Origin of the sequence: Reinekea thalattae, assembly GCF_008041945.1 — a bacterium.
GTDB classification, from domain to species: Bacteria; Pseudomonadota; Gammaproteobacteria; order Pseudomonadales; family Natronospirillaceae; genus Reinekea; species Reinekea thalattae.
In genome coordinates this window covers 1223955-1249286 of record NZ_VKAD01000001.1, presented here as the reverse complement: position 1 = coordinate 1249286, position 25332 = coordinate 1223955, and the positions used below count along the sequence as shown (strand labels likewise).

Below are 25332 nucleotides of genomic sequence, written 5' to 3'. Positions count from 1 at the left end.
TATCCCCGTAAGTTATCTTTATTGATCGCACTAGTCTGTCTAGTTATGAGTGCCGATTGGCGTCTATGATGCTGATTGCCGAGCTAAGATCGCACTAATGGTCTCAATCTCTTTTATCCGTTTTATCTCGTTATAAAGTTGTTCTGCTTCTGGGTAGCTTAAACGTAAGTGGCTTAGCCACTGTTTGAGTCGGCCAGCACAGTAGCGCGGACTCATATCTTGTCTGACCATTTGCCAAAATTCATCTACCAGTGGCAGTAATTGTGACCAGCAGGTTTTTGCTGTTTCAGTGGTGATTTGTTGTGCCAGCCAAGGGTTACGTACAGCGCCTCGACCAAGCATTAGATGTTGGCAGCCAGACTGTAGTAACGCCTGTTCGGCGTCTTGGCTATTCCAGATTTCACCATTAATGATGGTGGGAATATTCAGCTGCGACGTTATTTCTGCAACAAGGTGCCAGTGTGCTGGCGGTGTATAGCCTTGAACTTTGGTGCGGGCGTGAACAGTAATTTCATTGGCGCCGGCTGCCTCGAGTGCGAGCGCACATTCTTTCATTAGTCGGTGGTCTTCATAGCCGAGCCGCATTTTAGCGCTCACGGGCTGGTTTTGATCAACCGCCTGTCTGACATTTCGGGTAATTCGGTAAAGTTGCTCTGGTTGTTGCAGTAATACTGCACCGCCCTGACTGCCATTGACGGTTTTGCTTGGGCAGCCGAAGTTGAGGTCGACTCCGTGTGAGCCTAATTCGATGGCGCGCACCGCATTTCTCGCCAGTGCTTCAGGGTGGTTGCCGAGCAGCTGTACACGCAGCGGTGTTTGCTCGCCACAAACACTGCCGCGTAATAATTCAGGTACTGTTCTGTGAAAAACGGATGCGGGTAACAGTTGATCGACGACGCGAACAAACTCGGTTACAACAAGATCGTAGCCGCCTGCCTTGGCGATAAGGTGGCGTAAATATTGGTCAGCAAGACCTTCCATCGGTGCGAGGTATATTTTCATCAGGTCATGCCGTACTAAAGAGAGGCGGGCTAGTTAAAACGAGCGGCGATAGTAGGTCAGTTATGGCTTTTTATCGAGCTTTTCAGCCTAGTTGCCGCAATAAATTGGCGTATGACAAAGAAGCGTAATTGAAACATCGGTCGAGGCCATCTACTTTGTTACACTAATTGCGCGATTTTACCTGTTTAAGGTAATCTATTGACAATACATGGGCTATTAAGCGCCTGATTTATATTTAGAAATACAATAAACGTAACTTAATGTTAACAGGAGCTGGCAAATGCCTGAGTTAATCTCTGGTGGCATTACCCTGATGGTTATGGGTATGTCGACCGTATTCTTATTTTTGGCTCTTCTGGTTGTAATGACCCGCTTACTGTCATGGTTACTCAGCAAGCTGCCAGAAGCTAAGGCCGCTGCTGATAATAGCCAAAATTCTGCATCCAGTGAGCAGCAAAATATGCTCGAGGTCGCAGTCGTTGCTGCAGCAGTCACTAAGGCCCATGGCCGATAAACGCCTGCATTTAGGCTTACATAATAAATTATAAAAGTTCTGGGATTCTCATTATGACCACGAAAAACCCCATTAAAATTACCGATGTGGTATTACGCGATGCGCATCAATCATTATTTGCGACGCGGCTTAGAATTGACGATATGTTGCCAATCTGTGAAAAAATAGATCAGGTTGGTTATTGGTCGGTCGAATCATGGGGCGGAGCGACCTTTGACGCCTGTATTCGTTATTTGGGCGAAGATCCGTGGCAGCGTATTCGAGAGCTGAAAAAAGCGATGCCTAATACTCGCCAGCAGATGTTGCTGCGAGGTCAAAATCTATTGGGCTATCGGCATTATGCGGATGACGTCGTGGATAAGTTCGTTGAGCGAGCGGTAGTCAATGGCGTTGACGTATTCCGAGTGTTTGATGCGATGAACGATCCTCGCAATCTACAGCGAGCGATGCATGCGGTACGTAAACAGGGCGCGCATGCTCAAGGAACGATTTCCTATACAACTAGCCCAGTTCACACCACTGAGAAGTGGATGTCGCTGGCAAAAGAGATCGAAGACATGGGCGCTGACTCGATCGCTATAAAAGACATGTCAGGCATTTTAACGCCTTATGATGCCTATGAATTAATCAGTCAGATGAAGGCGGCATTAGATATTCCTATCTCGTTACACGCGCACGCCACGTCTGGGTTATCTTCGATGACTCAATTGAAAGCGATTGAGGCGGGTGTTGATCATATTGATACCGCGATCTCATCGATGTCGATGACCTATGGACATTCACCAACCGAAGCGCTGGTCGCAGCATTAAAAGGCACTGAACGAGATTCTGGTTTGGATCTCGCTTTGCTTGAAGAGATTGCAACCTACTTCCGAAAAATTCGTAAAAAATACGCTCAATACGAAGGCCAGCTTCGAGGTACAGATACCCGAATTTTAACCGCCCAAGTGCCAGGCGGTATGCTGACCAATATGGAAAATCAGCTAAAAGAGCAGGGAGCAGCCGACCGTTTTGATGAAGTGCTCGAAGAAATCCCCCGAGTGCGTAAAGATCTCGGTTTTATTCCGCTGGTTACACCAACCTCTCAGATTGTCGGTACTCAGTCGGTATTGAATGTCTTAACTGGCGAGCGCTATAAATCAATATCTAAAGAAACGCAGGCTATTTTAAAAGGCGAATATGGTGCAGCGCCTTCCGCGTTTGACAAAACCTTGCAGGCACGGGTTTTAGAGGGTGCCGAGCCAATCAGCTGTCGGCCAGCAGATCTAATCGACAACGAATTAGAAAAGCTTACCTCGGAATTGGTCTCTAAGGCTGAGGAGCGAGGCTTTTCATTGGCAGAAAATCAGGTCGATGATGTGCTTATTTATGCGCTGTTCCCGCAGATGGGGCTTAAGTATTTGCAGAACCGAGGTGATGCCAGTGCCTTTGAAGCTTCACCTATGAGCAGCGGCGCAAACGATCATTCAGAAACTCATGGCGATGATGTTTATACCGTACAGCTCAATGGTAAGTCTTACTTTGCTCAGGTTGATGGTCGTGGCGACGTCAGTGTTAGCATTAACGGTCAAACTTATACCGCTAACGTAGCCGCTGGTGGTGATGTGACAGCAACAAGCCAAGCACCAGCAGGAAATAATATGACCGCGCCATTGGCAGGCAATATCTTTAAGGTATTGGTATCCGTTGGTGATGCGGTGCAAGAAGGGCAGGTCGTGATGATCCTTGAAGCCATGAAAATGGAAACTGAAGTAAGGGCAACCGAAGCAGGCACAATCAGCCAGATTTCGGTCAAAGAAGGCGATTCAGTTGCGGTTGGCGATTGCCTGTACAGGCTATAAGGCGGTTTAAATGTTAGAAAATTTTGCAAATTTATTTTCAAGCTCAGGGCTTGCGACGATAGAGTCTGGCCAGCTGCTGATGATGCTTGTTGGCTTAACGTTAATCTATTTAGCTATCGCCCGAAAATTTGAACCGCTACTGCTGTTGCCAATTGGCTTTGGTACCCTGCTGATTAACATTCCGGGTGCCGGTATGGGTGGCGCTGATGGCTTGTTGCACTACATCTCGGTTGTCGGGATTAAGTCCGGTGTTTTTCCGCTGTTTATTTTTATGGGTGTTGGCGCGATGACCGATTTCGGTCCGTTGTTGGCGAACCCTAAAACACTATTGCTAGGTGCGGCAGCTCAATTTGGTATCTTTGGTACCGTTATTGGTGCGGTAGGCATGAGCAGCTTAGGTTGGGTGGATTTCTCGCTAAAAGATGCCGCTGCGATTGGAATCATTGGTGGTGCAGATGGCCCGACTTCGATCTTTATTGCCAGTCAGTTATCTCCGAGTTTACTCGGCCCGATTACAGTTGCTGCTTATAGTTACATGGCCTTAGTGCCGCTTATTCAACCGCCAATCATGAAAGCACTGACCACCAAGGCCGAACGTGAAATTAAGATGGAGCAATTGCGTACGGTATCTAAGCGGGAAAAAATTATTTTTCCTATCGTGGTGTTGTTTTTAGTCGCTATGTTTTTGCCGTCGGCTGCCCCTTTGCTGGGGATGTTTTGCTTCGGTAATTTAATGAAAGAAAGCGGCGTTGTTAATCGACTCAGTGACACTGCACAAAATGGCTTGATGAACATTATTACGATTATGCTGGGTCTCGGTGTTGGCTCACAAATGAGTGCAGAGGCGTTCTTAAAGGTTGAGACTCTCGGTATTCTGGCTTTAGGTTTGGTCGCATTCTGTGTCGGTACTGGCGCCGGAGTCTTGATGGCTAAATTGATGAACCTATTTGTAAAAATACCGATTAACCCATTAATTGGTTCTGCTGGCGTTTCGGCTGTTCCGATGGCGGCACGAGTGTCAAATAAGGTCGGCCTTGAAGCGAATCATCAAAATTACTTGCTGATGCACGCCATGGGTCCTAATGTTGCTGGGGTTATTGGCTCGGCTGTGGCCGCTGGTGTTATGCTGTCCTTCTTTAGCTAACGTAAAGTAGGCTATAAATGCACGCTGTTAGGGGTTTTCTGAATAGACTCCAACATGCATACTGATCAACACATTTTATAACTGGTTGAATATGGAATTACTGCAATCATTTACAGCGCTGACTTGGGTCATTATGGCGGTTGTCGCCGCGCTTCTTATTTATTTTCATGGTCCGGTTTATTCGTCTCATACTGCTAATTACGCGCCGAGTATTCTAACCAGTGTCGGTATTTTTGGTACCTTTCTGGGTGTTGCTCTGGGCTTGAGCGAGTTCGACACCACGTCTATCGAAGACAGTGTGCCGCACTTGCTAGATGGTCTAAAAACGGCGTTCTGGACTTCCATTGCCGGTCTGTTGGGCGCCTTATCGATTAAATTCCGTTATGCCGTTGCTAGTATGCGGATGCGCGCTCATCGCGAATCGAAGATGACAGCGACCATCGACGATTTGGCTTGGCATCTTGATCGCATTGCGACCGCCGTGGTTGATAAAGATGCCGAGAACAATTGGTATCAGTGGGCGAAGGCAAGCAGTGATGCTCAGTCTGAGCAGCACCGACAACTGATCGATGCTTTGCAGGGCTATCAAGAACAGATGACTAAGGCGAACCAAGAAGCCTTAGAAAAAGCCATTTCTAATGTTATGCGTGAATTCAATACTCGCATCGAAGAGCAGTACGGCGATAACTTTACTAAGTTGAACGACTCTGTTGGTTTAATGCTTAAGTGGCAAGAGCAGCATAAAGCACAAGTTGAAAGTCTTATTGATGCTAACGAGCGTTCGGCAGAATCAGCTAAGGTCGCAACTAATGCCTTTGAGCGGCTCATTAAACAAACCTCGTCCTTCTCTAATGTCGCGGAAGATATGGAGACCTTGCTAAATGCGTTGCAAAGCCAAAGCGAGAATTTAAGAGAATATTTATCGACCTTTTCCAGTTTGATTGTCGACGCGCAGGATGGTTTACCGCAAATTGAAGAGCGGATCCTAATGCTTACCAGCGGCTTGCAAAAAGTGGTAGAGCAGCAGTCTCAACAGATGCTTACTCTAGTCGAGCAAGCTTCTGAAGGCATTCGCGATACCAGCCAAAAAGTCAGTTCATTGCTGATTGAAGGTACGCAGACTTCGCAGAAAGCGGTATCTGAACAGCTGGCACAGCTGTTTGAACAAAATAATACTCAGCTCAGCAAGCTAGAAGAAGGCATGGAAGCAGAGCTGAAAAAAGCCTTAATGACTTTCGGCTATCAGTTGACATCGTTGTCTGAAAAATTTGTTAACGACTATATGCCACTGACCGATCGCTTGCAGGCGCTGGTGGCTATGGCTGAGGCGAAGAAGTGAGAAGCGACGAAGAACATATTGAACAGGAAGAGCATTGGGTCTCGGTGAGTGACCTAATGGCGGGCCTGATGATGGTGTTTTTATTGGTCGCCATTGTCTTTATGGTCAATGCTGAAATAGAGCGTAATAAAGTACGTGATGTAGCGATACTTTATGATCGATTGCGTACTCAGCTGTACCAAGATCTTGTACGCGAATTCGAGCCAGATTTAGAGGCTTGGGGTGCCGAAATTAATCCTGATTTAAGTATTCGATTCGGTCGTCCAGAGTTGATTTTCGAGAACGGAGAAAAGGATTTACAGGATGGCTTTAAGGCTATTTTGACGGACTTTTTCCCTCGTTATTTAAACATCATTGCCTCAGATAAATACCGTAACGATATTGCTGAAGTGCGTATCGAAGGACACACTTCGAGTGGTTGGTTAGGACAAGATGACGATGATGCTTATATTCTTAATATGGGCTTGAGTCAGGAGCGAACCCGTTCAACGCTCGATTATTTATTGTCGCTAGGCTCGGTCGAAGGTGAAAAGGATTGGTTGAAGCAACATATGACAGCCAATGGCTTATCATCCTCTAAGCCAGTGTTGTCAGCTGATGGTAATGAAGACCGAGAGCGTTCCAGACGTGTTGAGTTTAGACTGCGTACCGATGCAGAAAGTCGCATCGCAGCGATACTTCAGAGTCAACTTTAATATGCCAGAGCTGATCGATTTTACCGAGTTCGAGCCGTTTAATGAGTTGCGGGAAAAAATGGCTGCAACCAAACTAGGCTCGTTTGAAATGTTCGACCCAGAACATCACCTGACAGGTGAAGAGCGATCTCAGCTAGAGCTTCAAGGTATGCAGGTCGATCGTCATCAACTGATGCAGCTGCTCGATTTTACCTTGGTTTATAAAAATTCACGCGTCATTATTCTCGATATCGACGAATATCACATAGCCGCTTGCCAGCGCAGCAAGCAGCTTGAAAAACTATCAATCACGACGCGATTAGCAGAAAAAAATAATAATATGCATGTCTGTAAGGCGTGCTTACAAACCTTGCAGTTTCAGGGTTATGACGATCAAAAAGCGCGCAAAGAACATTACAGCGAAGACATCTATCGTAAGTTTAACTTAGCGCAGTTTTGGACTGGCTATCAGCAATACCCCGTTGCCGTATTTAAAGAGGTTCGCAAGCCGTTGGCCTAATACGCCAAAGCTTTGCCAATTTGTCATTTTCTATTGCTATGCTTATTGATAATTATTCATTGAATTCGATTAAAGGCTTGCCATGAGATTACTGATTTCTGTTTTATTGTCTGTGTTTGTAACGACTGGCTGTGCGGTCAGTAAATTACCGAATAATTTGTCTCAAGCGATAGTGAATAGCGATGACTTGACGACTGTTAAAGATGGTTTGCCCAGTTATCTATTGATGGTTGATGCGTTAACGCTGACTTACCCTAAAAGTGAGTCAATGCATCTTACCGCGGCAACATTAAATGGTGCATACGGTGGTGTTTTTGTGCCTGCGTCTGATACAGAGCGGAAAAAGCGACTAGCAGAGAAGGCGTTAGATCACGCCAAAACAGCCTTTTGTTTGTACGATAAAAATGCCTGTGGTATTGCTCAGCTAAACGGTGTCGAATTAAATCAGGCCTTGGCTGAGTGGGATGACGAGGATGATGTTCCTTATCTTTATGCGCTCGGAACTGCCTGGGCTAGTTATATTCAAGCGAATTCCGATGATTGGTTAGTGGTTGCGCAGCTGGGCCAAGCCGAAACGGTTTTAAAGCAGGTTGTGGCAATAGATCCAAGCCATGAAAAGGGTACCGCATTGCTTTATCTGGGCGTGATGAATAGCATCTTGCCGCCAAGTCTAGGTGGCAAAGCCGATTTAGCTAAAGATTACTATGAGCGTGCTCTAGAAGCTGGTGCTGAACAAAATTTAATTATCTATGTCTACTATGCATCAAACTATGCCCGACTGATCTTTGACCAATCACTGCATGATTCTTTATTAAAAGAAGTCTTAACACTCGATCCTTACGTAGAAGGCTATACTTTGCAAAATGTTTATGCCAAACAGCAAGCGGCTGAGTTGCTTGCCTCATCGAACGAGTACTTTTGATTAGGGATATTATGAAACTAGCCTGGATAACGTTAACGCTTTGCGGTTGCTTAACGTTCGCGAATGCGACCGTGCTTAAAATAGCCACCGAATATCCGGACGGCAATGCTATTTTGTCTGAGTTACGGATGGCCGGTGAGCGTATTGAACAAGCGACAGAAGGGCGAGTTAGCTTTAAGTTTTACCCTGGTGGCGTTATGGGTGACGCTTTAGCGGTGCGGCGAAAAATTCGTATTGGGCAATTAAATGGCACCTTCATCCACAGCACTGCCTTCTCTTATGAATATAAGAATGCGCAAGTTCTAAATGCGCCGCTGTTGTTTCGCAGCTTTGAGGAGGTGGATTTAGTTCGCGCTCAGTTTGATGACGAGCTAAATCAAGGCTTTATTGATAGTGGCTGGCATACCTTTGGCTTAATCGAGGGCGGTTTTGCTTACTTGATGTCGGCTAATAAAGTACACGGTATGGAGCAGCTAAAGCAGCAAAAGCTGTGGCTGCCTGCCAACGACCCGCTGTCTGAAAAAATAGCCAAGGCATTTGAAATAAACCCCTTTAGTTTGAGTATTGGTGATGTTTTAACAGGCTTGCAAACTGGCGCGTTGAATGCGTTTTTAGCCCCTCCGACCGGTGCCATTGTGTTGCAGTGGTATACACAGGCTGATTATTTGTTAGATGCGCCCTTTATGTATATTTACGGTGTGATTGCATTGTCTGAGCGTACCGTTGCTAGCCTGTCTGAATCAGATTTTTATCTGGTAGAGCAGGAGCTCACCGCCTTGAGTCAACGTTTAAATGACCTTGCACGAGCGGAAAATATTCGCGCCTTCGATGCATTATCTAGCCTGGGCATTAGTACGGTAAGTCTTGATGACGACTTCCGTCACGCGATCGAAAGTGAAGCCGATGAGGCGACTGACAAGTTGATATCCTCAGGTGAGTTCGATCGGGATTTGTATCAGCGTATAAGTGATGTATTAACTGACTATCGAAACCCTTAATTAGGACGTTAGAACTTGAATTATATTGCTAGCTATTGGGCTGCCGTTGAACGAGCATTGTTAATTTTTGTATTGTTGGCGATGATTCTGCTTGCCGTCACTCAGATCCTATTGCGTAATTTTGTCGGTATAAGCCTTTTTTGGATTGATCCCTTTAATCGCCTGTTAGTGCTTTGGTTAGCGCTTTTAGGTGCCATGGTTGCGACTCGTGAACGAGAGCATATCTCTATCGATTTACTACGCCATTATTCAGATCGACTTTGGTTTAAAACGTTGCAGCGTATTGCTTACTTTTTCTCAGCCTTAGTCTGCGCTCTAGTGGCCTTCCATTCTAGCCGTTTTGTTTATGACGAATTTGTTTATCAAACGACAACCTTTTCTAATTTGCCTGCTTGGCCATTCCAATTAATTATGCCGATTGGCTTTTTAGTCATGGCGCTGCGTTTTGCTCATGCGTTAGTCGGTGGTACAAAATTAACTCATCCAAAGACTCATACAAATATAAGTGGTAACAAAAGGACTGTTCAATGAATGCTATTGTTGTACCGCTGATTATTGCGGTTGCGTTAATTGGTACGCCACTTTTTATTATCATTCTTGCTGGAGCCGCTTACGGCTTTTGGTCGGTGCAAATTGATCTGATGGTATTGCCAATAGAAATATTTCGGCTGACAGAAAATACCTTGCTGATCTCTCTACCTCTTTTTACCTTTGCGGGTTATTTGCTGAGCGAGAGTAAAACAGCGGATCGAATGGTTAATTTGACGCAAGCAGCGTTGGGCTGGTTACCGGGCGGGATGATCTTGATTTCGCTCTTGGCCTGTTCGTTCTTTACGTTATTAACCGGCGGCTCTGGCGTTACCATCGTCGCGTTAGGCGCTTTATTGGTTCCTGCGTTAAAGAGTGCTGGTTACAGCGAAAAGTTTTCGATGGGCTTAATTACCACCTCTGGTAGTTTAGGTTTGCTGTTACCGCCGGCGATACCGTTGATTCTCTACGGCGTTGTTGCGCAGCAAATGGATATCGCCGATGTTGATATTAAAGACTTATTTGTCGCGGGTTTAATTCCAGCTGGCATTATGGTGTTGGCGTTATGGGGTTATGGCTTATGGAGCCAGCGACACCAGCCAGTGCCTTTGACACCCTTTGTTATCCGCGAGGTGCTAAAACAGCTCTGGCTGTCCAAATGGGAGCTTGGAATACCGCTGATTATCGCGCTTGGCTTGATCAGTGGTTGGTTGGTGATTAGCGATATTGCAGCTATTACGGCGCTTTATGTATTGATCATTGAGGTCTTTGTGTATCGGGATATCAAGTTATCGAGCTTGCCGCGTATTGCTGCCGATGCCATGAAGATGGTCGGCGGTATTTTATTGATTCTGGCGGTAGCCTTAGCCTTTACTAACCTGTTAGTAGATCTACAGATTCCGACTCGGGTTTTCGACTTTATTCAGGCGCATATTGATTCACGCTGGGTATTCCTACTTTGCTTAAACGTCGCCCTGTTATTGCTTGGGGCGGTGTTGGATATCTTTGCTGCGCTAATTATTATCGTGCCGCTCATATTGCCGGTAGCGATGGAATACGGCATTGATCCTGTTCACCTAGGCATTATTTTCGTAGCAAATATGCAAATAGGTTACTTTACGCCGCCAGTCGGTATGAATCTGTTTATTGCCAGCTATCGGTTTAAAAAATCAATGACAGAGTTGTACGCCGCTACAATTCCGATGATGCTGGTATTGATGCTGGTGGTTCTTTTGATTACCTTTTGGCCTGATATGGTGCTCTTCTTAGTGAGATGATTTTTTTCATCAGATGTTCGCTAAATGTTTGACTTCATTGAGAAAATCGATACAATGCGCGTCACTTTTTGGCAACCATAAGCTATTTTAGTTAGTTTAATAGGCAGCCAAACAAGTTTACCGGAAGGTACAAAATTCATTGCATTATGGGTGTGTAGCTCAGCTGGGAGAGCATCGCCCTTACAAGGCGAGGGTCAGCGGTTCGATCCCGTTCACACCCACCATAATGCGGAGCGGTAGTTCAGTTGGTTAGAATACCGGCCTGTCACGCCGGGGGTCGCGAGTTCGAGTCTCGTCCGTTCCGCCACTTTTCCCTAAGTATAAAGGGACGTTGAGAAACGATAACTCTTACCGGAAGGTACGAAATTCGATGCATTATGGGTGTGTAGCTTTTATGCCCGGACGGGTGCAGCTGGAGCGCGAAAGCGCCGATGCAGGCAGCCGAACAAGCTTACCGGAAGGTACAAAATTCAACGCATTATGGGTGTGTAGCTCAGCTGGGAGAGCATCGCCCTTACAAGGCGAGGGTCAGCGGTTCGATCCCGTTCACACCCACCATAATGCGGAGCGGTAGTTCAGTTGGTTAGAATACCGGCCTGTCACGCCGGGGGTCGCGAGTTCGAGTCTCGTCCGTTCCGCCACTTTTCTCTAAGTTAAAAAGGGATCTTTTCTCAAGATTAAAAGAGACGTAGCAGTACGTTAATCTGTGCCGTGGAGCGGTAGTTCAGTTGGTTAGAATACCGGCCTGTCACGCCGGGGGTCGCGAGTTCGAGTCTCGTCCGTTCCGCCATTTCTATGTGTTTTTCCCTTCCTATTTTGTTTATTCCTTTCTCACCTCGGTTGCTTTTGTAATCGGTGTTATAATTCTGTTTTTTCAAGCGTAGTTTTAATCATGGCAAAAATTAATTGGTTTCCTGGTCATATGGCGAAAGCTCGCCGTCAAATCAGCGATATTATTCCAAAGATCGATGTTGTTATCGAAGTACTTGATGCGCGGATTCCGCATTCCAGTATGAATCCTATTTTAACCAAGGTGCGTCGTGATAAGCCGGTGCTACGTCTGCTCAGTAAAGCGGATTTGGCCGATCCTGAGGTGACTCAACGTTGGGTTGAGTTTTTATCGAGCGAAAAGGGTATTCATGTTGTGCCTATTGTTATGCAAGATCGTAAGCAGTTGGCAAAAATTCCAGATTACTGTCGAAATTTAGCGCCGCACCGTGGCGGCTTAGCAAAGCCTGTGCGTAGTGTTGTTGTCGGCATCCCAAATGTTGGCAAGTCGACGTTAATCAATGGTTTGGCAGGCAAAAAGATCGCGCGGGTTGGTGATGAGCCTGCTGTGACTCGTAACCAACAGCGTATTCAGATTGCAGACGACTTTACCCTGATGGATACACCAGGAATTATGTGGCCATCGCCTGAAAGCGAATTAGGCGGCTATCGGTTAGCTGCCAGTGGTGCGATTCGTGACACCGCTGTCGAATATGAAGATATAGCGTTGTTCGCGGTCGACTATCTCGCCCAGCGTTATCCAGAAGCACTCAAAACTCGTTATAAGATCGAAACTCTCGCTGATAGCTCAATGGCCTGTATGGAACAGATCGCACGGCAGCGTGCCTGCATTCGAGGTCGTGAGGTTGATTGGCATAAGGTCAGTGAAATTGTCTTAAAGGATCTACGCTCTGGCGCGTTGGGTCGTATCAGCCTTGAAGAGGTCGATAACGAAGTTCTTTATCGAGATCTGCTTGAAGAAGGTTAAGTGATTCCTTAAGCCAGTAACATCATTCACAGCATAAGTAAGTGATTCATCATGCTTTATGAATTAGATCAGCATCAAATCGATTTTCCAAAGCAAGCGCCTGCGTTAGGCGCTGACAGTAAAGTCATTGTTTGGCAGGGCACTCAGTTGCTGGTTTCGGGGCAAGATATTGCTTGGCGTTACTCTCAATTGGTTGATGTTGAGCTTGATGCTATTGAGTTTGTCGCGCTGTTGGATGGAAAGGGTTATTTCACAGCAAGCTTAACTCAAGGGCAGCTTGATGGGCAGCTTGCCACCTTACGAGACATTGCCGTCATCAGTGAGACGGCCTTTTCACTGTGTGCGAGAGCCAGAAGCTTATTGGATTGGGCTAATCAACATCGGTTTTGCGGTCAGTGTGGCCAAGCTACCCAGCGTATCGTGGGTGAACCAGCGACCAGTTGCGAGCCCTGTGGTGTTCGTTTTTATCCGCGTATTTCGCCTTGCGTTATCGTACTGATTACGCGTGGTGATGAGGTTTTGTTGGCGCAAGGCCGGCGTCATCGAGGAGCCGGTATGTATGGCGCTGTTGCTGGCTTTATTGAGGCTGGAGAATCTGCAGAGCAGGCGGTGATTCGTGAAGTGCGAGAGGAGTTGGGCGTTGAAGTTGCTCAGATTCGTTATCAAAATAGCCAGGCTTGGCCGTTTCCGAATCAGTTGATGTTGGGTTATACCGCCGAATATGCGTCCGGCCAGATCGTGCCAGAGGTACAGGAGATCGTTGATGCAGCTTGGTTCAATATTCACTCTCTACCGAAGTACCCACCAACCACCACCATTGCAGGTTGGCTGATTCGGCAATATCAGCTTGAACGTCAAGCGGGTCGATAAACGCTTAATGATCTAAAACTAAAAAGCCGCAGCGTCTGAACAGTGCGGCTTTTTGTTATATGAGAGGGACGTGCAGAGTACTGCCTTATGTGTATTTAAGGCTAGTCGATGCCCAGTTCAACGCGTTCGCATTCGGCGAGTGATGCAATAGCCGTCAGTCCTTCAAAGTCACTAATGACGATGTCTTTAGCGCTGCCAGTGTGCTCCAGTAAGCCCTGCTTCTGAAAGCGAGTGAAGACTCGGCTAACGGTTTCGACTGCCAAGCCTAAATAGTTGGCAATGTCAGCACGCGACATCGTAAGGCGGAACGAGGTGCCTGAAAAACCGCGATGCTTAAAGCGAGCCGCTAGATTGATTAAGAATGACGCAATACGCTCTTCTGCGCTTTTTTTGCTCAGCAACAGCATCATTTGCTGTTCTTCGCGCAGCTCTTTACCCATCAGGCGCATGAGTTGGCGGCGCAGTTCGGGCATTTTGCCTGCAAGGTCATCTAATCGATCAACAGGAATTTCACAGACGTTAGTTGTTTCTAATACCTTTGCAGAGGCTGGATAGGTCACCATGTCGAAGCTTTCGAGTCCAACCAGTTCGCTGGCTAAATGGAAGCCCGTGATCTGTTCTTCGCCGTCGTTGGTCAATGTGTAAGTTTTAATCGTACCGGTACGGACTGCGAAGATCGACTTAAACTCATCACCCTGATAAAACAGATGCTCACCCTTTTGCATCGGCCGGCCCCGTTTGATAATGGCATCCAATAGGTCCATATCATCAGCGGTCAAAGACAGCGGTAGGCATAAAGGGTGCAGGCTACAGTTCTTGCAGGCGGTTGACAGTGCCATATAACGACTCCAATTTAAGTCTTGATATCTATCAATCATACTACAAGATATCTATTGATGTATCTCACTTATATTATCATTTTTACTCGCTGATGTTTGGTTCCCAAGTATTGACCTTGGTTGTACTCATCGGAGCGTAGGGGCTATCCGTCGATTGAGGTGCCAGAGGGATGTTGCTGGCGGTGAGGGATTTAAAATTATACAGCTCTTGGTCGGCCAATTGCGAAGGCGATATATTGGCCATCGAACGGAAGATGTTATCAATTCTACCTGGAAATTGCTTGTCCCAATCACGGCACATGGCTTTGATATTTTGTCGTTGCAGGTTTTCTTGCGAGCCGCAAAGGTTACACGGAATAATCGGGAAGTCACGAATCTGCGCGTAGCGCTCGATATCGCTTTCTTTGCAATAAGCCAAAGGACGTATCAGCACATTCGTACCGCTGTCGCTGAGTAGCTTAGGCGGCATCGCCTTGAGCTTACCGCCATGAAACATATTCAAAAACAGTGTTTCAATAATGTCGTCACGATGATGCCCCAGAGCGACTTTATTTGCGCCTATTTGGTCTGCAAACGCGTAGATTGTACTGCGCCGTAGTCGCGAACAGATACCACAGGTAGTTTTACCTTCAGGCACTGTTTCTTGCACGATACTGTAGGTGTCGCGCTCTAAAATATGGAAAGGCACGCCAACTGACTTCAAATACTCAGGCAAAATATGCTCAGGAAAGCCGGGTTGCTTTTGATCTAGGTTCACCGCGACCAATTCAAAGTCTACAGGAGCGCTCTTTTGCAAATTCAACAGGATGTCGAGCATGGTGAACGAGTCTTTACCGCCAGATAGGCAAACCATGACCTTATCGCCTTGCTCGATCATATTAAAATCGGCAATGGCTCGGCCTGTTTCGCGTCTTAACCGCTTATGCAGTTTGTTGTATTCCAATTTGTCTTTAGCGGTATTAAATTCGGTCATGAAGTTAGTTTGGATAATCAAAGCCAGTTCAGTTAATGAAAGTCAGTTCAGTAAAAAGCGATAGCGCTTGCTCTATACCTTATATAGGGGCCGCTTTTTAACATGCTTACCCTGTTCAGTAAACGGATTTTACTTGCCTAGCCGAATTACAGCGGCTTGCCCTGATAGTCATCGCTGACGCCTGCTGGCAGTTGCTTATTCAGCAGCTCGTCGATTCGGGCGGTACTGCTCTTGCGGGCAAGAGGGCGTAGATAAAGTGGTGCATCGCGGTCATTGACCAAATGTCCCCATTGGCCTGTCAGTTCAATAAAGCGACGAGCAAAGGATTCATCAATGTCTAAGCAGCCATTTATAATGACATCTAAATAGCTTTGCAGAATCGGTTTTTCTGGGCTTGGAATGTCGACGCTGTTGCCGACATAAACCCAAAGTGTTCCATCTCTGGGTAGAGGCGTTTGATCCAGCGGCATGACAGCCTGCCAAGGCAGCGCAACACGCCGATAGCCATATTCACGCTCATCAAATAATGCCAAGTTTTCATCATCGACGGCAAAATAAACCCCATTGCAGCGGCTTTTTGGGTCTAGGTGAGCGCTGACTGCGGTGCCACTCCAGCTAGGAATGTACGCCGACCAGCGACGGGCAATGCCCTCTACTTCTATAGCATAGGCGTTAGCTGTAACGCCGGTTCGGGAACGACTATCGCCGCATATGAGGCTGCCGTAGCCAAAAATGTAGTGCATGAATAACTTCGCTTAGCTGTAATTGTAAAATATGGGTTTCAAGGAGGCAGTATAAACCAAGACATCCACAACGCGATATGCATCACAAGTTGGTTTTTAGAAGTGAGGAGTGGGTAGCCGAAGCTACCCAAGAATGAGCTTAAGTCACTAAATAATAAACCTAAGCGTGTGCTAGAGTCCGATCAGCAGGGTGGCGAAGTAATTTATTCGATAACTTAAGCAACGCGACCACGGTGATTAGCTGAACTACAAACAAAAGCGCCATGCCAAGCCAATAAATAGGGCTGAATTGAGCGATAACCCCCGTTTTAACCCAGCCGATGTGCCACCAAAACATGCCTAGTACAAACAGAGCGACGCCTGGGCAAATTAAGCCAAAGCTGACAGGGCTTTCCTGATCTCCTTGAATATAGGCTTTTAAATAGCCATTGGCTTTCATGACTTTATAGCCTAAGGCCAGTACGCCAATCTGTAGCGAGAATAAAATCGTCAAGGGTAAAAATAGATCGCCAGCACTGCTTTCAACGCCGTATTCGTGAGTTAGGCCATGAGACAAGCGTACCCAGGTGATACCTAAAAGCGTCAAGATTGGAATAAGCATCCAGATACTAGGTGAGGCCGGGTGTGCTAAGCCGTGCTCCATCATGGCATTTAAGCCGTGAGTCAAAACAATGATCGCCAGCACAACAGCAAATACCGCAAAGGCAATGCTTAGTGTTGTTGCTACGGCAACGGTGGCGCCAACATGAGACATGGCAGATGAGGCCGCAAAGCCGACGGCAACCATTGAAAAGGTAAAAACACTGATCAAACCGGATAGATGATTATGTTCATGGCTTTTGTGGCCACCGTTATGAATGATGTGAGCCATATAGTTGCCAAACTGTCGGGTTGCGAAAAATGCGACAATGCCGAATGCAACGATGGCTCCTGGGAATAGGTACTCAACGTAGTTCCAAAGCCCAGGTACAAATAAAGCTCCAAGAATGAAGAACACATTAATCGTCATTGCAAAGGTCAGTGGAATGGCCATTTTTTGCAGTTCTGCTGGGGTGTTATTAAGAGCATCGAGGTCTTTTTTGTGAGCAAGGCTTTCAAGAATGTTCCAGCCAAGTAGGACTAAATGCAAAATCGAAAAACCGATAATCGCAATAATGGCGGCAATACTGATCGAAGTGACAATGCCACCCGTACTGAGTTGCGCCTGTAAATCTGCAAAGGTCGGAATCGGCGTGCTTTTGTGTGGCACCATCCACATCAGATACATAAAGAAGCTTACCGCGGTGCCGCCAGCACCTAGCGCGGCGAGCCAATAGCTTGGATGATAATTTAGGTTTGGGTTTCTGCGAATCATTAGGGCTCTCCCTTTATATTAGTTTTTACTAATGTATAGGTTTTTACAGGAAGTGCACGCTATTTGTTAGATTTTAATTGACTAAGATTAATTTTATTAGTTTTTTCTAATATAAGGGGGCTGTTTGTATGACTAAGCTAAGGTTGTTGCAGTACCGACTTATGGTGGATGCCGATGGCGTTTCTAAGTTGGTTAACTATTGAGCGAATAATTCATCTCATTTGTTATCAAAGTGCAATATAACGCCGTGTCGAACTTAGTTAGTATCATGGTGTGGCAAACAATAAAGGCTAAAAGGAGGTGCTATGCGGCAGTATGTAAAAGCTTGGGTATACGGCAAAGTGCAGGGAGTGGGATATCGACTGTATTGTAAAAAGCGTGCGCGCGAGTTAAATATTGAAGGCTATGCATTAAATCTTGCCGATGGCCGTGTTGAGGTGTTCATGTGTGGCTCAACAGAAGCGATAGGCGAAATGATTGAGTCTCTGCACGAAGGGCCGGTTTTTGCCAAAGTACTGGGGGTCGATGTTGAGCCGTGTGAGCCAACAAAAGTACAGGGTTTTATGACCGGTTGAGTGTTGTTGCACAGCGTTAGGTTTTAGCATTCTCATTCGCAGGGTATGATTGCCGAGAATCCCGAATGATTTAGGAATAAAATGAGCTCTGCAGAAGTTGATGACGATCAGCCTAAAAATGGCATGATTTGGCCAGTTTCCTATGTCACTGGAGCTATAAATAAAACAATTTTGTTTTTACTTGTTACTCACTTCAAGAAAAGCCTGTCAATTTTCATCGTTGTCTATCTTTTTTCCGTTGCTTATATCTCTGGGCCTCAATCGCAAGTCCCTAAAGATTATGCAATTTTGGTTTATATGTCCCCCCTTCTTGTGCCTTTGGTGCTGTCATTGGCTTATCTTTTATCGACGATAGTGTTGTGGGCATTTTTTGCTGAAGATCCAGAGAGTCAGCTGTGGTGGGCATGTTTTGTTTATATGACATCGATAGGTCCTATGTTTTTGATTGTGCACGATGATACCTATATATTTCATACGGTCCCTAACATGTTGATTGTATTGATCGTTGTAAACCTGCTTGGGACCATGATAGTGCTCAGCTCAAAGTATGCTTATCAAATTATTAATAATTCCCGTTTAATTCTACCTACACTTCTAACGATTATTTTTGCTACTTGGTTTGAAGGCAGTCAAGCGTTTGCTTATTCACGAATTGATACTGGTGATTTCCTTGTTGATGGCTGCAAAACAGTCGTACCGCGCAGTAAAAATGGTGTCCCTGGTACGCCTTATAGGGTTTGTGATGTGAGTTTTGAATATAAAGATGGGCGTCATCTGTTTCGAGAAATGTATGTTCCAGACAATGGCATTTCATATATGGAAATTCGTCAGGCGGTTTTTAAGCATTATTCTTTGCGTTAATGATTACAAAATTCGAAAGCTGTGCCGGTTGGAATGGCCTCCGATGTCATTTGAATTTGTGGAGTTATGAGCCAAGGCTTTCATTTGGTTAAAACAAAAGCCTTAGCCAGTGGTTCGATTATAATTTGAATTCTAATTTTACGTAAATGGCTGATGTTTCATAGATTACATTGCTGTAGTAACTGTCATCAATGCTGGTGCTTAAAATATTACCAGATAGCTGGATATGTGGGGTGATTTCTCTTCCTAGGCCAATCATCACTGCACCACCGGACTCCCCTGTCGAGTACGTAGTGTTTTGAATGTCGCCGACGCCTAACCCAAATTCCAAGAAAGTACTAGGCGTATTTGGTGAGAAGTAGTAAGAGCCACCGATACCTGCTAAGCCTGTTAGCATAGTTGAATCAACATCTTCATCATTCCACCAAGCGGCATCACGGACATAATAAAGGGCGAATTGAGGTGTGAGATAACCACCTATTTTGACAGAGCTTACAGCACCGTAGTTAGTTTCTGATGCGTATAGGCCATCATTAATAAGTAAGTCATAATTCATGTAATGAAGTCCAATGCCACCGCTTAGGTAAAAGCCACTGCGCTTGTCTTGTGGCACTTCATCCGCCATTACTAATGGGATTGAAATGAACACGGTGATTAAGCTGGTCGTAATTGATTTGATCATTCTTGCATCCATTCTAACGTTGAGGAAAAAAACATAATGGCCATCTGTATTTCAGTGGGTTAATTCTTAACTGATTCGTTGTATAATGCCCGCCTTTTTTTGAAAATCAAATATCTGAATCGGGAAAAACCATGCGAAGCCTGTATTGCGGAGCCATAAATAGCTCAAACATTGACCAGACATTAACTATTAGCGGTTGGGTTCATCGTCGTCGTGACCACGGTGGTGTCATTTTTTTAGATGTTCGAGATCGTGAAGGCATCATGCAGGTGGTATTTGACCCGGACGCTGAAGAAAGCTTTGCAACTGCCGATCGCGTTCGTAGTGAATATGTCGTTGAAATTACCGGCCTTGTGCGTGCGCGCCCAGAAGGCACAGTAAACACCAACATGTCGACCGGTGAAGTCGAAATGCTGGGTCGTGAAATTAAAGTGCTAAACAAAGCACTAACACCGCCGTTCCCGTTGGATGATTATTCACCTGTTGGTGAAGATGTTCGTTTGAAGTATCGCTACATGGATTTGCGTCGTCCTGAGATGCAGCAAAAGCTGATTTTGCGTTCACGTATTACTTCGAGTGTGCGTCGTGCGTTGGAAGACCAAGGCTTTATTGACGTTGAAACCCCGATTTTGAACCGAGCAACGCCAGAAGGCGCGCGTGACTACTTAGTACCATCGCGCACCCATCCGGGCTCGTTCTTTGCACTGCCGCAGTCACCTCAGCTATTCAAACAGCTGTTAATGGTGTCGGGTTTTGATCGCTATTATCAGATCGCAAAATGTTTCCGCGATGAAGATTTGCGTGCAGACCGTCAGCCTGAATTTACTCAGATCGATATCGAAACGTCATTCTTAGATGAAGACGGCATTATGGCGATTACCGAAACCATGATTCGTGCGTTGTTTAAAGAAGTCTTGGATGTTGAGTTCGGCGACTTCCAACGTATGCCATTCTCTGAAGCGATGGAAAAATACGGCAGTGACAAGCCTGACTTACGTATCCCATTGGAGTTAGTGTCTGTTAACGACCTAATGGAATCTGTTGAATTTAAAGTATTCTCAGGCCCTGCAAAAGATGCAGCTGGCCGCGTTGCTGCCTTAAAAGTACCGGGTGGTAACAGCCTAACGCGTAAGCAGATCGATGATTACACCAAGTACGTTAGCATCTACGGCGCTAAAGGCTTGGCGTACATCAAGGTTAACGATGTCACCAAGTTAGAAGATGGCGATGACTGTGGTTTGCAATCGCCGATTGTTAAATTCTTACCGGTCGATGTCCGTAAAGCGTTGCTTGAGCGTTTAGAAGCTAAAGATGGCGACCTAATCTTCTTCGGTGCCGATAAAGCGAAAATCGTTAACGATGCGCTAGGTGCCTTGCGTTGTAAGATTGGTGAAGATCTAGATCTTTATACTGCAGAGTGGGCGCCATTATGGGTTGTCGATTTCCCAATGTTTGAAGAAACCGGTGATGGTAACTTAACTGCATTGCACCACCCGTTCACCATGCCTTCATGCTCACCAGAAGAGTTGGTCGCTAACCCGCTCAACGCCTTGTCTAAAGCATACGATATGGTGCTTAACGGTATGGAACTTGGTGGTGGCTCGATTCGTATTCATGATGAAGCGATGCAGAACACTGTCTTCGATGTATTGAACATCAGCAAAGAAGAGCAGGAAGAGAAGTTCGGTTTCTTATTGTCTGCACTGCGTTATGGTTGCCCGCCGCATGGTGGCTTAGCCTTTGGTTTGGATCGTCTGGTTATGTTGATGACAAAGTCTGAATCCATTCGTGAAGTGATTGCGTTCCCGAAAACTCAAACGGCCGCCTGTGTATTGACTGAAGCACCGGGCCATGTCGACAGTGAACAGCTTAAAGAGTTGAACATTCGCGTTCGTAAAGAAACCGCAGAGAAAAAATAGTCACCAGCCAAAAGCGATGGCGAGTTATTTTATTTGACGGATTGTTTTATAAGGTAGGTCATCGCATAGCGAAGTGTCTAAATTGAAAATAGGGAGCTGATGGCTCCCTTATTTTTATAGCGAGTAGCTCTTTATAGAAAAGCGTTTTTATAGCAAAGCGTTTTTAGCCATTTTTATAGCAAAGAATTTTTAATAGTTAGCAGTGATGTAACGAGGTGAAGAATCAACGAACCGTTACATCAAGATGATTTGTTTAATCTGTAAGATAGGTAAGAGGTAGCTATGGCCGGTCATAGTAAATGGGCAAATATTCGCCATCGAAAAGCAGCGCAAGATTCAAAGCGCGGTAAGATTTTCACCAAAATTATTCGTGAGCTGGTTGTTGCCGCCAAATCAGGCGGGCCGAACCCAGAAGATAATCCCAGTTTAAGAAGCGTTATCGATAAGGCATTAAGCGCCAATATGAAACGCGACACCATCGATAAAGCCATTGCTCGCGGCGCCGGCGCCGGTGATGGTGAAAACTTTGATGCGATGACTTATGAAGGTTACGGCATCCAAGGTGTTGCTGTTTACGTTAAATGCTTATCAGATAATAAAAACCGTACCGTCAGTGAGGTTCGCCACGCCTTTACTAAAACTGGCGGTAATTTAGGTACCGATGGTTCGGTGGCTTATTTGTTCAGCAGTGCCGGTCAGCTATTTGTTGAAAAAGCCGATGAAGATGCGTTGATGGATCTGGCGTTAGAGTCTGGTGCAGAAGATGTTATCAGCAATGACGACGGCAGCTTTGAAGTACGAACAACTCCAGAAGATTTCCTAACGGTCAAAACTGCATTGGTGAATGCAGGTTATGAACCTGAAGGCGAGGTGACTATGATTCCAAGCACCGAAGTGGATATCGAAGGTGAAGCGATTGAAAAGGTGCAGCGTCTTATCGATATGTTAGAAGACTTAGACGATGTGCAAGCAGTCTATACTAACGCAAATTTTATTGACCAATAGGCGCACGTTACTTGGCTATTATTCTTGGTGTCGATCCAGGTTCGCGAAAAACCGGTTTTGGTTTAATTAACCAGGTTGGCTCACGCCTAGAATATATTGCTAGCGGCGTTATTCGTGTTCATAAAGAGCCAACAATGGCTCACCGTCTCGATTTGATTTTTAGTTCCTTGGTTGAAATCATCGACCAGTATTGCCCACAGCAAATGGCGATCGAAGAAGTCTTTATGGGCCGAGGCCCAGATGCGGCGATTAAACTTGGTCAAGCACGTGGTGCAGCTATGATAGCAGGAACTCAGGCGAAATTAGAGGTGTACGAATACGCTGCCCGTAAAGTTAAGCAGGCAGTAGCTGGTAATGGCGGCGCCACCAAAGAGCAAGTCGGTTACATGGTGCAATCCTTATTAAAATTGCCGGGTGTGCCTCAAGAAGATGCTGCCGATGCCTTAGCCGTTGCTGCTTGTCACGCCTATACTGCGACCGGTCTGATTAACATTGCCGGAGCCAGCCATTCCCGCCGGGGCCGGTTGGTTTAATGAGTTAGCCTAATGAATAGTCTCTATTGGATTGAATTGTTTGGTGTTGCTGTATTCGCAATTGCAGGCACGTTAGAAGCATCACGTAAGCGCTTCGACCTATTTGGTGTCTTGGTGCTGGCCTTTGTCACCGCGCTAGGCGGTGGCACACTGCGAGATCTGTTATTGAATGTTTCGCCATTGGCGTGGATTGCTGATTTAACCTTGGCCTACACAGCACTTATTGCTGCAACCTTGGCTTTTATTCTTGTTAAGTTTGTTGCTATTCCGTTTAAAGCCTTACTTTATGCCGATGCGATTGGCTTGGCGGCCTTTACCGTCAGCGGCACGCAGGCGTCTTTTGATTTAGGCCTGCCCGGACTTGTGGTTGTGATGATGGGTATGGCTTCAGGAATTGCTGGTGGTATTTTCCGAGATTTGCTCGCCAATGAAGTGCCATTGATTTTTCGCCGCGATGTCTATGCAACTGCAGCATTGATAGGCTCGTTGGTTAGTTATTTGTTGTTCTTATTTGGTGTCGCTGAGTTTATTTGCGTTATCACCGGCTTTGCCATTATTGTCGCTATTCGCTTTGCGGCGATTCGTTGGCAGTTATCGCTACCACGATTTTTATTTACCACCAGTTATCGCCAACCATCCGACAAGGAGAATTCATGATTGGTCGCATTCAGGGCGTTTTACTCGAAAATAAAGCGCCTGACTTATTAATTGATGTCAATGGCATTGGCTATGAGGTTCAAGCGCCGCTGTCTACCGCTTTTGCGTTACCGAAGGTGGGTGAAAAAGTGGTTCTGATTACGCATCTGGCGGTACGTGAAGATGCTCATGTCCTATATGGATTTGCGACTGAAAACGAACGTATGTTGTTTCGCACCCTAGTTAAAATCAGTGGGGTTGGCCCTAAGTTGGCGCTGGCTATTTTAAGCGGTATGGAAACTCAGCGCTTTGTTCAGTCGATTCAAGATCAGGACCCAGCAGCATTGACTAAAATTCCAGGCGTCGGTAAAAAAACAGCCGAGCGTCTCATTGTAGAAATGAAAGATAAACTCAATGCACTGGGCAGTGCCGGTGCCATGCTGATGTCGCCGTTTGGTGATTTAACACCAGCTGAAGATAGAGTCGATCATCTGCAAGATGCTGAAAGCGCTCTTATTGCGCTCGGTTACAAGCCTGCTTTGGCTGCTAAAGCGATTGCCAAAGTTGCCGCAGATGGCATGACTTCGGAAGAAATAATTCGTAATGCTTTAAAAAGCATGTAAGGACATCTCATGATTGAAACGGATCGCTTTATTACACCAGTGCCAGAATCGCCAGTCGAAGTACAACACGACCGAGCGATTAGGCCGACATTGCTGCAGGACTATATTGGCCAGCCAGCGGTTCGTGAAAAAATGGATATCTTTATTGGTGCGGCTAAAAAACGCCAAGAGCCTTTGGATCACACGCTAATTTTTGGCCCGCCGGGTTTGGGTAAAACTACATTGGCGAACATCATCGCCAATGAGATGGAAGTGAATATTAAAACCACCTCTGGCCCAGTTTTAGAAAAGGCAGGCGATTTGGCGGCATTACTGACTAATCTAGAGCAGGGTGACGTACTGTTCATTGATGAAATTCATCGTTTGTCGCCTCATATTGAAGAAATTCTCTATCCAGCGATGGAAGACTATCAGCTCGATATTATGATTGGCGAAGGTCCTGCTGCACGTAGCATTAAGCTAGATCTACCGCCTTTTACATTAGTGGGCGCAACGACTCGTGCGGGTAAATTGACCTCACCGCTACGTGATCGGTTTGGTATTGTTGAGCGTTTAGAATTTTATTCAGTAACCGATTTGACCACCATCGTGACACGTTCTGCCGATAAGCTCGGCATTGAAATCGAACAGGCTGGTGCTCACGAAATAGCGCTGCGTTCACGCGGTACGCCACGTATTGCTAACCGACTATTGCGCCGTGTACGTGACTTTGCTGAAGTGAAATCGGATGGTCACATCACTCAAACCATCGCCGACAGTGCGCTGGATATGCTGCATGTTGATAAGGCAGGTTTCGATCATTTAGATCGTCGTGTTTTATTGGCCTTGATTGAAAAATTCAATGGCGGCCCTGCGGGTATTGAAAATATCGCAGCGGCACTCAGTGAAGTGCGTGACACGCTTGAAGATGTCGTCGAGCCGTACTTGATTCAACAGGGCTATTTAATTCGTACGCCAAGAGGGCGAATCGCTACCGATTTAGCCTATCTGCACTTTGAGCTTGATCGGCCAGAAAGCTAGCCGAATATTTATTTTCCCTTCAATGGTGCGCCGCTCAGGCGTGCTGTTTCCAGTTACACAGCCATTCAGTAATGAAAGCGCAACGAAAAGTTCTAACAATGTCACACTGTTAGCTGGCTTTCTGTTTTCTATTTATTTAGCCTACAGTTTAACGATTTCTACTATCGATTAACTATTAACTGAA

The 25332-nt window shown here is 45.9% G+C and carries 26 protein-coding genes and 5 tRNA genes; 25 read left to right on the top strand and 6 right to left on the bottom strand.

All coding sequences use genetic code 11. The annotated features are described in order from the left end of the window. Positions 1–63: 63 nt before the first annotated feature. Positions 64–1002 (bottom strand): tRNA dihydrouridine synthase, encoded by a 939-nt coding sequence (locus FME95_RS05780; protein ID WP_147713447.1) that lies wholly within the window; start codon positions 1000–1002, stop codon positions 64–66. A 280-nt stretch (positions 1003–1282) separates the two neighbouring features. Between FME95_RS05780 and FME95_RS05775 the strand changes: the two genes are divergently transcribed. The 17 genes from FME95_RS05775 (at position 1283) to nudC (ending at position 13385) form a co-directional block, all read left to right on the top strand. Further along, positions 1283–1516 carry an OadG family protein gene (locus tag FME95_RS05775; RefSeq protein ID WP_147713446.1) on the top strand — a complete coding sequence of 78 codons (234 nt, stop codon included), beginning with the start codon at positions 1283–1285 and terminating at the stop codon, positions 1514–1516. Between the two features lie 53 nt (positions 1517–1569). Further along, entirely contained in the window at positions 1570–3357 is a 1788-nt protein-coding gene (gene oadA / locus FME95_RS05770) for a sodium-extruding oxaloacetate decarboxylase subunit alpha (protein ID WP_147713445.1), read from the top strand. A gap of 10 nt (positions 3358–3367) precedes the next feature. Beyond that, a complete protein-coding gene (locus FME95_RS05765; protein WP_147713444.1) occupies positions 3368–4501 on the top strand; it encodes a sodium ion-translocating decarboxylase subunit beta in 1134 nt (377 codons plus the stop codon). Between the two features lie 91 nt (positions 4502–4592). Further along, positions 4593–5840, top strand: a complete 1248-nt coding sequence (locus tag FME95_RS05760; RefSeq protein WP_147713443.1) for a hypothetical protein — start codon at positions 4593–4595, stop codon at positions 5838–5840. Then, positions 5837–6535, top strand: a complete 699-nt coding sequence (locus tag FME95_RS05755; RefSeq protein ID WP_147713442.1) for an OmpA/MotB family protein — start codon at positions 5837–5839, stop codon at positions 6533–6535. Before FME95_RS05760 ends, FME95_RS05755 begins: the two co-directional genes overlap by 4 nt. Position 6536: 1 nt before the next feature. Further along, positions 6537–7034 (top strand): hypothetical protein, encoded by a 498-nt coding sequence (locus FME95_RS05750; RefSeq protein ID WP_147713441.1) that lies wholly within the window; start codon positions 6537–6539, stop codon positions 7032–7034. Positions 7035–7116: 82 nt separating this feature from the next. Next, the gene (locus FME95_RS05745) at positions 7117–7956 is read left to right on the top strand and encodes a TRAP transporter TatT component family protein (RefSeq protein WP_147713440.1); all 840 of its coding nucleotides are present in this window, start codon (positions 7117–7119) and stop codon (positions 7954–7956) included. An 11-nt stretch (positions 7957–7967) separates the two neighbouring features. Then, positions 7968–8954 carry a TRAP transporter substrate-binding protein DctP gene (dctP, locus tag FME95_RS05740; RefSeq protein ID WP_147713439.1) on the top strand — a complete coding sequence of 329 codons (987 nt, stop codon included), beginning with the start codon at positions 7968–7970 and terminating at the stop codon, positions 8952–8954. A gap of 15 nt (positions 8955–8969) precedes the next feature. Further along, positions 8970–9485, top strand: a complete 516-nt coding sequence (locus FME95_RS05735; protein ID WP_246109327.1) for a TRAP transporter small permease — start codon at positions 8970–8972, stop codon at positions 9483–9485. Continuing rightward, positions 9482–10759: a TRAP transporter large permease gene (locus FME95_RS05730; RefSeq protein ID WP_147713438.1), complete on the top strand. Its 1278-nt coding sequence runs from the start codon at positions 9482–9484 to the stop codon at positions 10757–10759. The genes FME95_RS05735 and FME95_RS05730 overlap by 4 nt, the downstream gene beginning before the upstream one ends. Positions 10760–10907: 148 nt before the next feature. Further along, positions 10908–10983, top strand: a tRNA-Val gene (locus FME95_RS05725). 6 nt (positions 10984–10989) lie between these two features. Then, a tRNA-Asp gene (locus FME95_RS05720) sits at positions 10990–11066 on the top strand. 175 nt (positions 11067–11241) lie between these two features. Next, positions 11242–11317, top strand: a tRNA-Val gene (locus tag FME95_RS05715). Between the two features lie 6 nt (positions 11318–11323). After that, positions 11324–11400, top strand: a tRNA-Asp gene (locus FME95_RS05710). 72 nt (positions 11401–11472) lie between these two features. Continuing rightward, positions 11473–11549 (top strand) — tRNA-Asp (locus FME95_RS05705). A 102-nt stretch (positions 11550–11651) separates the two neighbouring features. Further along, complete coding sequence (gene ylqF, locus FME95_RS05700) at positions 11652–12515, top strand: ribosome biogenesis GTPase YlqF (RefSeq protein ID WP_147713437.1); 864 nt, start codon at positions 11652–11654, stop codon at positions 12513–12515. 51 nt (positions 12516–12566) lie between these two features. Continuing rightward, entirely contained in the window at positions 12567–13385 is an 819-nt protein-coding gene (gene nudC / locus FME95_RS05695) for an NAD(+) diphosphatase (RefSeq protein WP_147713436.1), read from the top strand. A gap of 101 nt (positions 13386–13486) precedes the next feature. On the opposite strand, the gene fnr is transcribed toward nudC, so the two are convergent. From fnr to FME95_RS05675, 4 genes are all read right to left on the bottom strand, one after another. Continuing rightward, positions 13487–14224, bottom strand: coding sequence for a fumarate/nitrate reduction transcriptional regulator Fnr (gene fnr, locus FME95_RS05690; protein WP_147713435.1), 738 nt, complete (start codon positions 14222–14224; stop codon positions 13487–13489). Between the two features lie 82 nt (positions 14225–14306). After that, entirely contained in the window at positions 14307–15197 is an 891-nt protein-coding gene (gene ttcA, locus FME95_RS05685) for a tRNA 2-thiocytidine(32) synthetase TtcA (protein WP_147713434.1), read from the bottom strand. 146 nt (positions 15198–15343) lie between these two features. Further along, positions 15344–15940, bottom strand: a complete 597-nt coding sequence (locus tag FME95_RS05680) for a gamma-glutamylcyclotransferase family protein (RefSeq protein ID WP_147713433.1) — start codon at positions 15938–15940, stop codon at positions 15344–15346. 160 nt (positions 15941–16100) lie between these two features. Continuing rightward, positions 16101–17294 carry a TsoY family (seleno)protein gene (locus FME95_RS05675; RefSeq protein WP_147713432.1) on the bottom strand — a complete coding sequence of 398 codons (1194 nt, stop codon included), beginning with the start codon at positions 17292–17294 and terminating at the stop codon, positions 16101–16103. A gap of 305 nt (positions 17295–17599) precedes the next feature. On the opposite strand from FME95_RS05675, the gene FME95_RS05670 reads away from it, so the two are divergent. Then, positions 17600–17869 carry an acylphosphatase gene (locus FME95_RS05670; RefSeq protein ID WP_147713431.1) on the top strand — a complete coding sequence of 90 codons (270 nt, stop codon included), beginning with the start codon at positions 17600–17602 and terminating at the stop codon, positions 17867–17869. Between the two features lie 81 nt (positions 17870–17950). Then, positions 17951–18730 carry a hypothetical protein gene (locus FME95_RS05665; RefSeq protein ID WP_147713430.1) on the top strand — a complete coding sequence of 260 codons (780 nt, stop codon included), beginning with the start codon at positions 17951–17953 and terminating at the stop codon, positions 18728–18730. Between the two features lie 118 nt (positions 18731–18848). Here FME95_RS05665 and FME95_RS05660 read toward each other — a convergent pair whose 3' ends face one another. Next, positions 18849–19412, bottom strand: coding sequence for an outer membrane beta-barrel protein (locus tag FME95_RS05660; RefSeq protein WP_147713429.1), 564 nt, complete (start codon positions 19410–19412; stop codon positions 18849–18851). Positions 19413–19543: 131 nt separating this feature from the next. Here FME95_RS05660 and aspS point away from each other — a divergent pair, with 131 nt between their 5' ends. From aspS to ruvB, 6 genes are all read left to right on the top strand, one after another. After that, the gene (aspS, locus tag FME95_RS05655) at positions 19544–21331 is read left to right on the top strand and encodes an aspartate--tRNA ligase (protein WP_147713428.1); all 1788 of its coding nucleotides are present in this window, start codon (positions 19544–19546) and stop codon (positions 21329–21331) included. 282 nt (positions 21332–21613) lie between these two features. Continuing rightward, on the top strand, positions 21614–22336 hold the full coding sequence (locus tag FME95_RS05650; protein WP_147713427.1) for a YebC/PmpR family DNA-binding transcriptional regulator: 723 nt from the start codon (positions 21614–21616) through the stop codon (positions 22334–22336). 11 nt (positions 22337–22347) lie between these two features. Then, positions 22348–22869, top strand: a complete 522-nt coding sequence (gene ruvC / locus FME95_RS05645; protein ID WP_187265452.1) for a crossover junction endodeoxyribonuclease RuvC — start codon at positions 22348–22350, stop codon at positions 22867–22869. Between the two features lie 12 nt (positions 22870–22881). Continuing rightward, positions 22882–23526 (top strand): trimeric intracellular cation channel family protein, encoded by a 645-nt coding sequence (locus FME95_RS05640; RefSeq protein WP_147713426.1) that lies wholly within the window; start codon positions 22882–22884, stop codon positions 23524–23526. Then, positions 23523–24128 carry a Holliday junction branch migration protein RuvA gene (gene ruvA, locus FME95_RS05635; RefSeq protein ID WP_147713425.1) on the top strand — a complete coding sequence of 202 codons (606 nt, stop codon included), beginning with the start codon at positions 23523–23525 and terminating at the stop codon, positions 24126–24128. Before FME95_RS05640 ends, ruvA begins: the two co-directional genes overlap by 4 nt. Before the next feature lie 9 nt (positions 24129–24137). After that, complete coding sequence (gene ruvB, locus FME95_RS05630; protein WP_147713424.1) at positions 24138–25148, top strand: Holliday junction branch migration DNA helicase RuvB; 1011 nt, start codon at positions 24138–24140, stop codon at positions 25146–25148. The last annotated feature ends 184 nt before the right edge of the window (positions 25149–25332 follow it).

Coding starts and splice junctions, on each gene's coding strand:
- FME95_RS05775 (WP_147713446.1), top strand. CDS start 1,283: ATGCCTGAGTTAATCTCTGGTGGCATTACCCTGATGGTTATGGGTATG.
- ttcA (WP_147713434.1), bottom strand. CDS start 15,197: ATGACCGAATTTAATACCGCTAAAGACAAATTGGAATACAACAAACTG.
- FME95_RS05745 (WP_147713440.1), top strand. CDS start 7,117: ATGAGATTACTGATTTCTGTTTTATTGTCTGTGTTTGTAACGACTGGC.
- FME95_RS05650 (WP_147713427.1), top strand. CDS start 21,614: ATGGCCGGTCATAGTAAATGGGCAAATATTCGCCATCGAAAAGCAGCG.
- FME95_RS05780 (WP_147713447.1), bottom strand. CDS start 1,002: ATGAAAATATACCTCGCACCGATGGAAGGTCTTGCTGACCAATATTTA.
- aspS (WP_147713428.1), top strand. CDS start 19,544: ATGCGAAGCCTGTATTGCGGAGCCATAAATAGCTCAAACATTGACCAG.
- dctP (WP_147713439.1), top strand. CDS start 7,968: ATGAAACTAGCCTGGATAACGTTAACGCTTTGCGGTTGCTTAACGTTC.
- FME95_RS05750 (WP_147713441.1), top strand. CDS start 6,537: ATGCCAGAGCTGATCGATTTTACCGAGTTCGAGCCGTTTAATGAGTTG.
- FME95_RS05665 (WP_147713430.1), top strand. CDS start 17,951: ATGAGCTCTGCAGAAGTTGATGACGATCAGCCTAAAAATGGCATGATT.
- FME95_RS05670 (WP_147713431.1), top strand. CDS start 17,600: ATGCGGCAGTATGTAAAAGCTTGGGTATACGGCAAAGTGCAGGGAGTG.
- FME95_RS05760 (WP_147713443.1), top strand. CDS start 4,593: ATGGAATTACTGCAATCATTTACAGCGCTGACTTGGGTCATTATGGCG.
- FME95_RS05730 (WP_147713438.1), top strand. CDS start 9,482: ATGAATGCTATTGTTGTACCGCTGATTATTGCGGTTGCGTTAATTGGT.
- FME95_RS05660 (WP_147713429.1), bottom strand. CDS start 19,412: ATGATCAAATCAATTACGACCAGCTTAATCACCGTGTTCATTTCAATC.
- ruvA (WP_147713425.1), top strand. CDS start 23,523: ATGATTGGTCGCATTCAGGGCGTTTTACTCGAAAATAAAGCGCCTGAC.
- ruvB (WP_147713424.1), top strand. CDS start 24,138: ATGATTGAAACGGATCGCTTTATTACACCAGTGCCAGAATCGCCAGTC.
- FME95_RS05680 (WP_147713433.1), bottom strand. CDS start 15,940: ATGCACTACATTTTTGGCTACGGCAGCCTCATATGCGGCGATAGTCGT.
- oadA (WP_147713445.1), top strand. CDS start 1,570: ATGACCACGAAAAACCCCATTAAAATTACCGATGTGGTATTACGCGAT.
- fnr (WP_147713435.1), bottom strand. CDS start 14,224: ATGGCACTGTCAACCGCCTGCAAGAACTGTAGCCTGCACCCTTTATGC.
- FME95_RS05640 (WP_147713426.1), top strand. CDS start 22,882: ATGAATAGTCTCTATTGGATTGAATTGTTTGGTGTTGCTGTATTCGCA.
- ylqF (WP_147713437.1), top strand. CDS start 11,652: ATGGCAAAAATTAATTGGTTTCCTGGTCATATGGCGAAAGCTCGCCGT.
- nudC (WP_147713436.1), top strand. CDS start 12,567: ATGCTTTATGAATTAGATCAGCATCAAATCGATTTTCCAAAGCAAGCG.
- FME95_RS05675 (WP_147713432.1), bottom strand. CDS start 17,294: ATGATTCGCAGAAACCCAAACCTAAATTATCATCCAAGCTATTGGCTC.
- FME95_RS05765 (WP_147713444.1), top strand. CDS start 3,368: ATGTTAGAAAATTTTGCAAATTTATTTTCAAGCTCAGGGCTTGCGACG.